Source organism: Methylicorpusculum sp. (assembly GCF_030651835.1).
Taxonomy (GTDB): Bacteria; Pseudomonadota; Gammaproteobacteria; order Methylococcales; family Methylomonadaceae; genus Methylicorpusculum.
This window is the reverse complement of record NZ_JAUSBX010000133.1, coordinates 1-8,265: the sequence shown is the minus strand read 5'-3', so window position 1 is coordinate 8,265 and position 8,265 is coordinate 1. Positions and strand designations below refer to the sequence as shown.

Annotated in this window: 8 protein-coding genes and 1 pseudogene; all 9 read left to right on the top strand. The window is 53.8% G+C overall.

Translation table 11 applies throughout. The features are described from left to right. Window positions 1-159: 159 nt before the first annotated feature. Window positions 160-558: pseudogene (locus tag Q7V32_RS17235) on the top strand (arsenate reductase ArsC); the annotation flags it as partial. Between the two features lie 143 nt (window positions 559-701). Then, window positions 702-944, top strand: a complete 243-nt coding sequence (locus Q7V32_RS17230) for a thioredoxin family protein (protein WP_304898221.1) — start codon at window positions 702-704, stop codon at window positions 942-944. A 438-nt stretch (window positions 945-1,382) separates the two neighbouring features. After that, entirely contained in the window at window positions 1,383-1,853 is a 471-nt protein-coding gene (locus Q7V32_RS17225) for a nitrophenyl compound nitroreductase subunit ArsF family protein (RefSeq protein WP_304898220.1), read from the top strand. Between the two features lie 9 nt (window positions 1,854-1,862). Continuing rightward, the gene (locus tag Q7V32_RS17220; RefSeq protein ID WP_304898219.1) at window positions 1,863-2,564 is read left to right on the top strand and encodes an aromatic aminobenezylarsenical efflux permease ArsG family transporter; all 702 of its coding nucleotides are present in this window, start codon (window positions 1,863-1,865) and stop codon (window positions 2,562-2,564) included. Between the two features lie 142 nt (window positions 2,565-2,706). Next, the gene (locus Q7V32_RS17215; RefSeq protein ID WP_304898218.1) at window positions 2,707-4,035 is read left to right on the top strand and encodes a permease; all 1,329 of its coding nucleotides are present in this window, start codon (window positions 2,707-2,709) and stop codon (window positions 4,033-4,035) included. Window positions 4,036-4,121: 86 nt separating this feature from the next. Beyond that, window positions 4,122-4,643, top strand: a complete 522-nt coding sequence (locus Q7V32_RS17210; protein ID WP_304898217.1) for a rhodanese-like domain-containing protein — start codon at window positions 4,122-4,124, stop codon at window positions 4,641-4,643. A gap of 166 nt (window positions 4,644-4,809) precedes the next feature. Then, entirely contained in the window at window positions 4,810-5,874 is a 1,065-nt protein-coding gene (locus tag Q7V32_RS17205; RefSeq protein ID WP_304898216.1) for an efflux RND transporter periplasmic adaptor subunit, read from the top strand. Beyond that, on the top strand, window positions 5,871-7,082 hold the full coding sequence (locus Q7V32_RS17200) for an ABC transporter permease (protein ID WP_304898215.1): 1,212 nt from the start codon (window positions 5,871-5,873) through the stop codon (window positions 7,080-7,082). Before Q7V32_RS17205 ends, Q7V32_RS17200 begins: the two co-directional genes overlap by 4 nt. Then, window positions 7,082-7,795, top strand: coding sequence for an ABC transporter ATP-binding protein (locus Q7V32_RS17195; RefSeq protein WP_304898214.1), 714 nt, complete (start codon window positions 7,082-7,084; stop codon window positions 7,793-7,795). The genes Q7V32_RS17200 and Q7V32_RS17195 overlap by 1 nt, the downstream gene beginning before the upstream one ends. Window positions 7,796-8,265: the final 470 nt, after the last annotated feature.

Here is an 8,265-nt window from a genome sequence, read left to right as displayed (position 1 = left end):
CGACGCTCGGCACTATGACTGCGGACTATTTTTTCAAGCTGTTGTTTTTGTTCGGTGGTCAGTGTTATTTCTATCGCTTTTCTAGGCATAATGCCTAGTATAGCTGATATAATATATTATTTCTGCAATTAAACACTAGGTGCTGGAAGATTCAACGCGTACAGTGCAGGCAGTCATCCTACTGGCACGGTTCATCCTTTAGCGATAGAACAAATTAAAACCTTGAACTATCCAGTCGAGGAATTGCGGAGTAAAAGCTGGGATGAGTTTGCCGCACCGGATGCACCCGTCATGGATTTTGTGATCACTGTTTGTGATAAAGCGGCTGGTGAAGTCTGCCCGGTATGGCCTGGGCGGCCAATTACGGCCTATTGGGGATTTGAAGACCCTGCGGCAGTGCAAGGTAATGATGATGCTCAGCACCATGCTTTTAAACTGGTGTTCAATTTTATTCTGACTCGTATCAGGTATTTCATAGTCCTGCCACTAGAAAAGCTTGATGCTCTCGCGACCCAGCATGAAATGGACAAAATAGGGCAGCTCAAGAACGACTTGTAGCCTAAATCTTATAGGCATACAAAGCCTAAAAAGTAAAAACGTCCGGCTGGCAATTACCCTCTGTGGATCGGATTTGCTCGAGCCGTCCAACGATGCCCTCTGGGGCGCCATCGAACCCAATTTACTCAAACAGGAAACAAGCCATGAACGATACAGTTAAAATTGAAATACTGGGTACCGGCTGCAAAAAATGCCATCAACTGGAAGCCAACGCTCGGGAAGCCGTGGCCGCGCGTAACCTGACCGCCGAGGTTGAACACATCACCGACATGATGCAAATCGTCGAACGCGGTGTCATGGCAACGCCGGCCTTGGTCGTCAATGACGAGGTGGTTTGTCAGGGTAAGGTGCTGACACCCGATGAAATAGCCGCCCATTTAGGTTGACCGGCTGATACGCTCAGGATTCCGTCAGATATACCTTACGCTTATGCTTTCTATGATCGGTGTGGGAACCTCCTAGGGACGGATACTCCAGCGTCCCGAACCACGGAGCGGTTCAAGCTGCATTGCCATTTATGCCTAGAGCGCGGGAACTTATTTTCAACAAAATCCTTAGGAACGAGCATGAAACAGCTTCTTCAAACACTGGAAGGTGGTTCGGTGGCTCGTCTAACAGGACGCCGTGAATACGTCCGTATAGGCTTGACGGCGTCAATCCCTGACGCCGACACCTGTCAATCGAGCCACCGAACCCCACAAACAGTCAAGCTTGTGGAGGTTATTTTGAGCTTATTCCTTAGCACACGCATAGGGCGAAAGGAACGAACTTGGTTAGACGTGTTCCCACGGCTAATTTCTTAAACGACACAAAGGAGTGGCATCATGAAAAAACTTTTCCCACTGGCCGGCCTGCTGGCCTTGCTGGTTTGTTCGTCGGCGTTTGCTCAAGCCGTGGCCCAATCCGGCCAAAAACTCGATGTGTATTATTTCCATAGCCAACGGCGCTGCCCAACTTGTTTGGCTATCGAGAAGGAAACCCGGCGTGTGCTGGACGACAGTTTTAAAGCGGAAATGGGTGCCGGGGTATTAAAACTGACGGTATTGAATCTGGAAAAAGAAGAAAGCCAACCGTTGGCGAAAAAGTTTGAAATTTGGGGTTCGTCGCTGCTGTTGGTGAATGCGCAAGGCCAAATGATCAATTTATCGCCAATGGCTTTTGCTACGGCCCGTAAGCAACCGGAGCCATTTCGCGAGCAGCTGGAGGCCGCCATTCGGCAACAGCTATCGGCGAGTACGGCATCGCCCACGCCCGAAGCGGCCGGTGTTTCTGGTACCGACGCTCAACCACAATAGGCTGAACCCATGGAGCTATTGCAACAGTTCCTGGATCAAGCCGAGTGGCCGCTGGCCTCGGCCTTCCTGCTTGGCTTGATGACCGCGATCAGCCCCTGTCCGTTGGCGACCAACATCACCGCTGTCGGCTACATTGGCCGCGAATTGCAGAATCGGCATCGGGTATTACTAAATGGTGTGCTGTACACGCTCGGCCGCATGATCGCTTATTCCGGATTGGGCTTGGCCTTATACTTCGGTGCCAGTACCTTCGAAGTTGCCAGCCTGTTCCGCGGTTGGGGTGAAAAGTTATTGGGGCCGCTGCTGATCGTTGTCGGGCTAATATTGCTGGACATCGTACCGCTGTCATTTAGCGGGTTTGGTGGCTTCACCGAAACCTTACGCAAACATAACGCCGCGTCCAGTTATCTGGGCGTATTGCTGATGGGCGTGCTGTTTGCGTTGGCATTCTGCCCGTACAGCGCCGTGCTGTATTTCGGGATGTTAATCCCATTGACCTTATCCAGCCCGCAAGGACTGTGGTTACCGCCGGTTTACGCGTTGGCGACGGGTTTGCCGGTGATCGTGTTTGCCTGGATCGTCGCCTATGCCATCGGCAGCGTGGGCCGGGTTTACGACCGTATCCGCAGCTTCGAACGGTGGTTCCGACGCATTAGCGCCGTGCTGTTCGTAGCTAGCGGCATTTATCTGGCGGTATCGACCTGGCTTTAAAGCGACAGTGACCACGAAGCTGATTAAAAAATCTCCCCCAGCCCCTCTTTTTCAAAGAGGGGAGTAACATTTGTGTGAATCGGAGCAATCGGAATTCCGTTAAATTATGGATGACCATTTCCTAACCTGAAGGAGAACAACCATGAACAACACTTCATTTTGGCGTGACGAATGGAAGGCGCTATTACTGATCATAGCCGGCTTCTTGGTTTGTTTTTACCTCCCGGTGGAAACCCTGCAAAGCTCGGAGCGTCTGCACAATGCCTTCTGGGAGTCTTTATATCTGGTGCGCTGGTATGCCGAAGAACACGTATTGTTATGTTTGATCCCGGCCTTCTTCATCGCCGGAGCTATTGCGGTCTTTGTCAGCCAGGGTGCAGTGATGAAATACTTGGGAGCTACGGCGCCCAAGGGTGTGGCCTATGCGGTGGCGTCGGTTTCAGGGACCATTCTGGCGGTGTGTTCCTGCACCGTGTTACCGTTGTTCGCCGGTATTTACCGGATGGGCGCGGGGCTCGGGCCGGCGATAGCCTTTTTGTATTCCGGGCCGGCCATTAATGTATTGGCAATCATTTTGACGGCGCGAATTTTGGGCATGGAGTTAGGTCTAGCCCGCGCGTTAGGCGCGGTGGTGTTCAGCGTGGTGATTGGCCTGATCATGGCCTATCTGTTTCGTAAGGAAGAACTGGAAAAGATCAAAAAACAAGCCGCGCTGCCGGAAGAAGAACCCAGTCGGCCGCTCTGGCAAAATAGCCTGTTTTTGGCCACGCTGGTATTAATTCTGGTATTCGCCAACTGGGCCAAATCGGATAACACCGAAGGCCTGTGGCAGGCCATTTATGCGGTCAAATGGTGGCTGACCGGTTTGTTCGGCGTCGCCCTGGCAATCATCTTGGGCCGCTGGTTTCGGTTGCCATCAGGCCGCTTGGCATTGGTCGTCGTGATTACTGCCGTAACAGCGTTGCTGTTCGGCAGCCAACCCTTATTGCCTTTTGCGGTGGCCGTCATGGGTCTGTCCTGGATCACCAGCAACGACGCAGCCGAAGGCGGCACCTGGTTTGCGACCGCTTGGGATTACGCCAAGCAGATTTTGCCGTTACTGTTGCTCGGCGTATTGATCGCCGGCGCCTTGCTGGGTCGCCCCGGCCACGAGGGTCTGATTCCGTCGGCATGGGTCTCGACGGCGGTGGGCGGTAATTCCATCGGCGCCAACTTCTTTGCCGCTTTTGCCGGCGCCTTCATGTATTTCGCTACACTGACCGAAGTCCCCATCGTTCAAGGCTTGGTCGGCAGCGGCATGGGCGAAGGCCCGGCGCTGGCCTTATTGCTGGCCGGACCGGCTTTGTCGCTGCCCAATATGCTGGTTATCCGGAGTATACTGGGCACCACCAAAACGCTCGCTTTCGTCTTACTGGTAATTGTGATGGCCGCGGGGTGCGGGTTGTTGTATGGTGCGGTGGTCACTTCTTGAAAGCCCTTTCGATTTAACTAACGCACCCATGTTCTGGAAGTTCTCATAAGTCCCCATTTTGTGCCTAAAGGATCATCAAATAGACCATGAAAAAACACTTCACTCTGGCCGTATTGCTTTTGTTAACGGCCACCAACACATGGGCTGGCAATCGCCTATTGAAAGAAACCGATATTGAAGCCGTGGCTCTTAAATTGGCAAGGGAAACCCAGGAAGCGGGTTATAAGCTGTTAAGTGTCGCCGAAGTTAAACACATGCTCGATGCCAAGGAAGACTTCGTGCTGATCGATGCCCACCCTCTCGAAGAATTCAATCTAGCCTTTATCGCCGGCGCCAGGCATTTTGGTTTTCAATCCAAGCATTCCGGGCATTGGGAACAGGATGTGGCGATGCCAAACCCACTCACACCAGATGATTTCCGCAAGGTTCTGGGACCCGACACCGGAAAGAAAATCGTCATTTATTGCGGTTTTACCCAATGCGGCCGCTCGCATAATGCCGCCACTTGGACCCAAAAACTGGGCTATACCAACGTGTACCGTATGCCTGGGGGTATTTCCGCCTGGATGGATGCTGGCTATACGTATAAAAGTAATTTGAAAGATTAAACTTTCAGCTACGGGTGTTATTCGGCCAACCGCCAACACCTTGCAATACACCCCATTTAGGAATTTCGTGTCGTTCATCAAAAACCTTAAATCGAGCCACCTGATCTGGTTGAGTCTCTCGATCGTGGTATTAGCCTTTGTCATATATAAGCTCAAATTCGAGCCGATGCCGGTAATAGCCTACACCGTCATCCCGGGTGAATTACGCGTAGAAGTCATGGGCACCGGCACCCTTGATGCGCGGATCAAAACCACCCTCAGCCCGCGCATTCAAGAGCGCCTCGCCGAAGTGTTGGTGGATCAAGGCGATACCGTGAAGGCCGGACAATTGTTGGCCCGACTGGATAACGCCGAATTGCAACAACAAGTGGCCGTTGCGCGGGCATCGTTGGCAGCAACACGTGCTGGTGTAGACCGAATCGGCAGTGACCAGGATCGGGCGCAGGCAGTGCTCCGGTTAGGTCAAGCCGAGCAAAAGCGTTACGACGAACTCGCCGAGAGGAAGCTTGCCTCTGAGTCCGAACGAGACAAGGCCAACGAAACCCTGGGTGTCGCTCAAGCCGAATTGAAGCGTTCAAAATTATCGGTCACCGAATATCAAAAGCAGGTAGTGTCGGCTGAAAAGAATCTGCGACTGCGAGAAGAGCAATTGGCCTTTACCGAATTGCGCAGCCCCTATGACGGTTTGGTGGTGCGTCGTGATCGCGATCCGGGTGTGGTCGTTGTCCCCGGTTCATCGATTTTGCAACTCATCGATACGCGGGAAATGTGGATCAGCGCCTGGGTCGACGAAACTTCGATGGCGCCGCTGACAGTGGGCCAGTCGGCACGAGTGGTCTTCCGCTCGGAACCGGAGCTATCCTATCCCGGTGAAGTAGCGCGTTTGGGACGAGAAGTCGACAGAGAAACTCGGGAGTTTCTGGTCGATGTCCGCGTGCAACAATTACCAACCAATTGGGCGGTTGGCCAACGCGCGGAAGTATTTATTGAAACCGGTCGCTATCAGGATGTATTGACGATTCCGCAACAGTTTTTGCTGTGGCGGGCCGGCAAGTCGGGCGTGATGGTCAACGAGGACGGCAAGGCGCATTGGCGCGACATCCGTTTGGGCTTGAAGGGTTTGCGGCATAGCGAAGTCATCGAAGGCTTGGCGGTCGACGAACAAATCATCATCCCCGCACAAGACGCGAAGCCAGCGATAGCCGACGGTCAAGCCGTCAAAGCCCAATGAATCTGGCGCTGCGCGACATCAAACATAATTTAAGTCGCTTCGCGTTTACGACAGTCGGCATTGGCCTGTTGCTGATGATCGTGATGGGCATGGGCGGTATTTATCGCGGCTTGATCTTCGAAGCCACCTTGCTGGTCAATCGTATCGGCGCTGATTTGTGGGTGGTGCAAGGCCAGACGCGCGGGCCATTCGCGGAAAACTCCCGCATTCCCGCCAACCTTGAAGATCGGTTGCGCGCCTTACCGGGCGTGGCCCGCTCGCGCCGCTTCGTATCTCATTCGATTCAGCGCGAACATCATGGCCAACCTTTGCGAATGATGGTGCAAGGCTTGGCCTGGCCGGATGACAAAGGCGAATGGGTATCGCTGATCGCCGGCCGGGCCTTGGGACAGGCGCATTACGAAATGATCGCCGACCGTTCGCTGGGTTTGGCGCTGGGCGAGCACGTGAAATTCGGTAAAGACCGCTATCGTGTGGTCGGCATTACTGGCGGTATGTCCGGTATCGCCGGCGACGGACTGGCGTTTTTCACCGTCAGCGATGCGATGGCGATCCAGTTCGACCTGCCGGGCGAAGCCGTGCGCCTGGAGCGTGCGGCACGCTTCGCGCGTAGCGAAAAGCAGGATTTGGGCCGTACTCAACCCTTGTCATTGGAACGCGCCGCCGGGCCGGCTTCGACGCTTTCCGAACTGGCCCCCCCGCAGGTTAGCGCGATTTTGGTGACGCTGCAACCAGGTGCCAACCTTGATCACACGCTTAACCTGCTTTCCGCCTGGCCGGACATCACTGTCCACACCGCCCAGCAACAACGTGCATTACTGCTGTCAGGTACGGTAGACAAATCCAAGCGACAATTGGGTCTCTTTAGTGTGTTGCTAATAATCATCTCTACCATCATCATCGCCCTGATCATGTATACGCTAACACTGGATAAAATCCATGACATCGCCATGCTGAAGTTGATCGGCGCCCGCAACCGAGTCATTATTGGGCTCATTCTGCAACAAGCTTTGCTGATGGGTATGCTTGGTTACGGCTTGGCATGGTGGCTGGGCCAATATCTGTTTCCTTATTTTCCGCGAAGGGTGCTGCTGGAATCGCCGGACTTGGTCAAGCTGGCCTTCATTACCGTAGCAATTTCCGTATTGGCCAGCCTGCTGGGGATATGGAAAGCCTTGCGGGTTGAACCCAATTCGGTACTGGCTTGATGAACACCAGCCCACAACAGCCAGCCATCGAGGCTATTGGTGTCAGCAAAATCTATGGCCATGACCAAACCGAGGTGATCGCGTTGAATGATGTCTCACTCAGCGTTGCACGAGGTGAAGTCATGGCCTTGCTCGGCCCCAGCGGCGCCGGTAAATCGACGTTGCTGACCGCCATGGCCTTGATCAATCCACCCACCTCGGGCCGCATCGTGATCGATGGCGAGCTGGTGATGGAAGGTGCGAATGCCAAAATCGATCTGCGCGCCTTCGGCCGGCAACATCTCGGCTTCGTGTTTCAAAAAGCCAATCTGATTCCGTTTTTAACCGCGTTGGAAAATGTGCAGGTGGCAATGGAAATCAACGACATGCCGGCGCGCTCCGCCAAACAGCGCGCTATGGATTTACTCGATCATTTGGGCATAGCCGACCGCGCCAATAATTTACCCGATGCTTTGTCCGGCGGCCAACAGCAGCGGGTGGCGGTGGCGCGGGCACTGGCCAATCAACCGAGCCTGATTCTGGCCGACGAACCCACCGCCGCGCTGGACAGTCACCGCGGCCGCCAGGTGATGGAACTCTTCGCCCAGGTCGCGCATGAAAGCGGGGCGGGCGTCATCGTCGTTACTCACGATACCCGCGCACTGGATGTGTTTGATAGGATAGTCGAAATGGAAGACGGTCGGTTGAAACCTGGCAAACCGTCATTAAGGTAAACATGCACAGACTGCTTTTGAATTTTGCTGCTTGGTCCGGGCTGTGGCGGCTGCACAGTGATGGATGCACATGCAGTATCTGCAAGCCAACTAGCCGACGATAGCTTCTACCCTGCTTGGGCGAAACAGGCCCATTATAACCAACCAATTCAGGTACGCGACATCGATAGCGGGCTGGGACAACAATGGCCAGTTTGATTTTTTCAGCGTAATTTTGGGCTGGGAAGAGCCTTTCGAGGAACGCCGTAAACCCTTCCATGGGGGCTTGACAGCAGCATCCCTGCTGCCGACATCCTCAAAAAGCTTCCTCCAGCCTTGGGTATTTTGCTTGTAACTACTCGCCCGCTTTGAATTAAGGGTGTAGGTGCTTGATTTCAAAGGACGCATCAATACGTCCCTGTAGCTCTCTGCAACATCCCTGTTGCAGAAGCCTTTTCAATCAACCACCTACACCCACTAAAATTGGAGGG

Bases quoted from the DNA above. Each gene is read 5' to 3' on its own strand.
- Q7V32_RS17230 (WP_304898221.1), top strand. From the start codon at position 702: ATGAACGATACAGTTAAAATTGAAATACTGGGTACCGGCTGCAAAAAA.
- Q7V32_RS17225 (WP_304898220.1), top strand. From the start codon at position 1,383: ATGAAAAAACTTTTCCCACTGGCCGGCCTGCTGGCCTTGCTGGTTTGT.
- Q7V32_RS17220 (WP_304898219.1), top strand. From the start codon at position 1,863: ATGGAGCTATTGCAACAGTTCCTGGATCAAGCCGAGTGGCCGCTGGCC.
- Q7V32_RS17215 (WP_304898218.1), top strand. From the start codon at position 2,707: ATGAACAACACTTCATTTTGGCGTGACGAATGGAAGGCGCTATTACTG.
- Q7V32_RS17210 (WP_304898217.1), top strand. From the start codon at position 4,122: ATGAAAAAACACTTCACTCTGGCCGTATTGCTTTTGTTAACGGCCACC.
- Q7V32_RS17205 (WP_304898216.1), top strand. From the start codon at position 4,810: ATGCCGGTAATAGCCTACACCGTCATCCCGGGTGAATTACGCGTAGAA.
- Q7V32_RS17200 (WP_304898215.1), top strand. From the start codon at position 5,871: ATGAATCTGGCGCTGCGCGACATCAAACATAATTTAAGTCGCTTCGCG.
- Q7V32_RS17195 (WP_304898214.1), top strand. From the start codon at position 7,082: ATGAACACCAGCCCACAACAGCCAGCCATCGAGGCTATTGGTGTCAGC.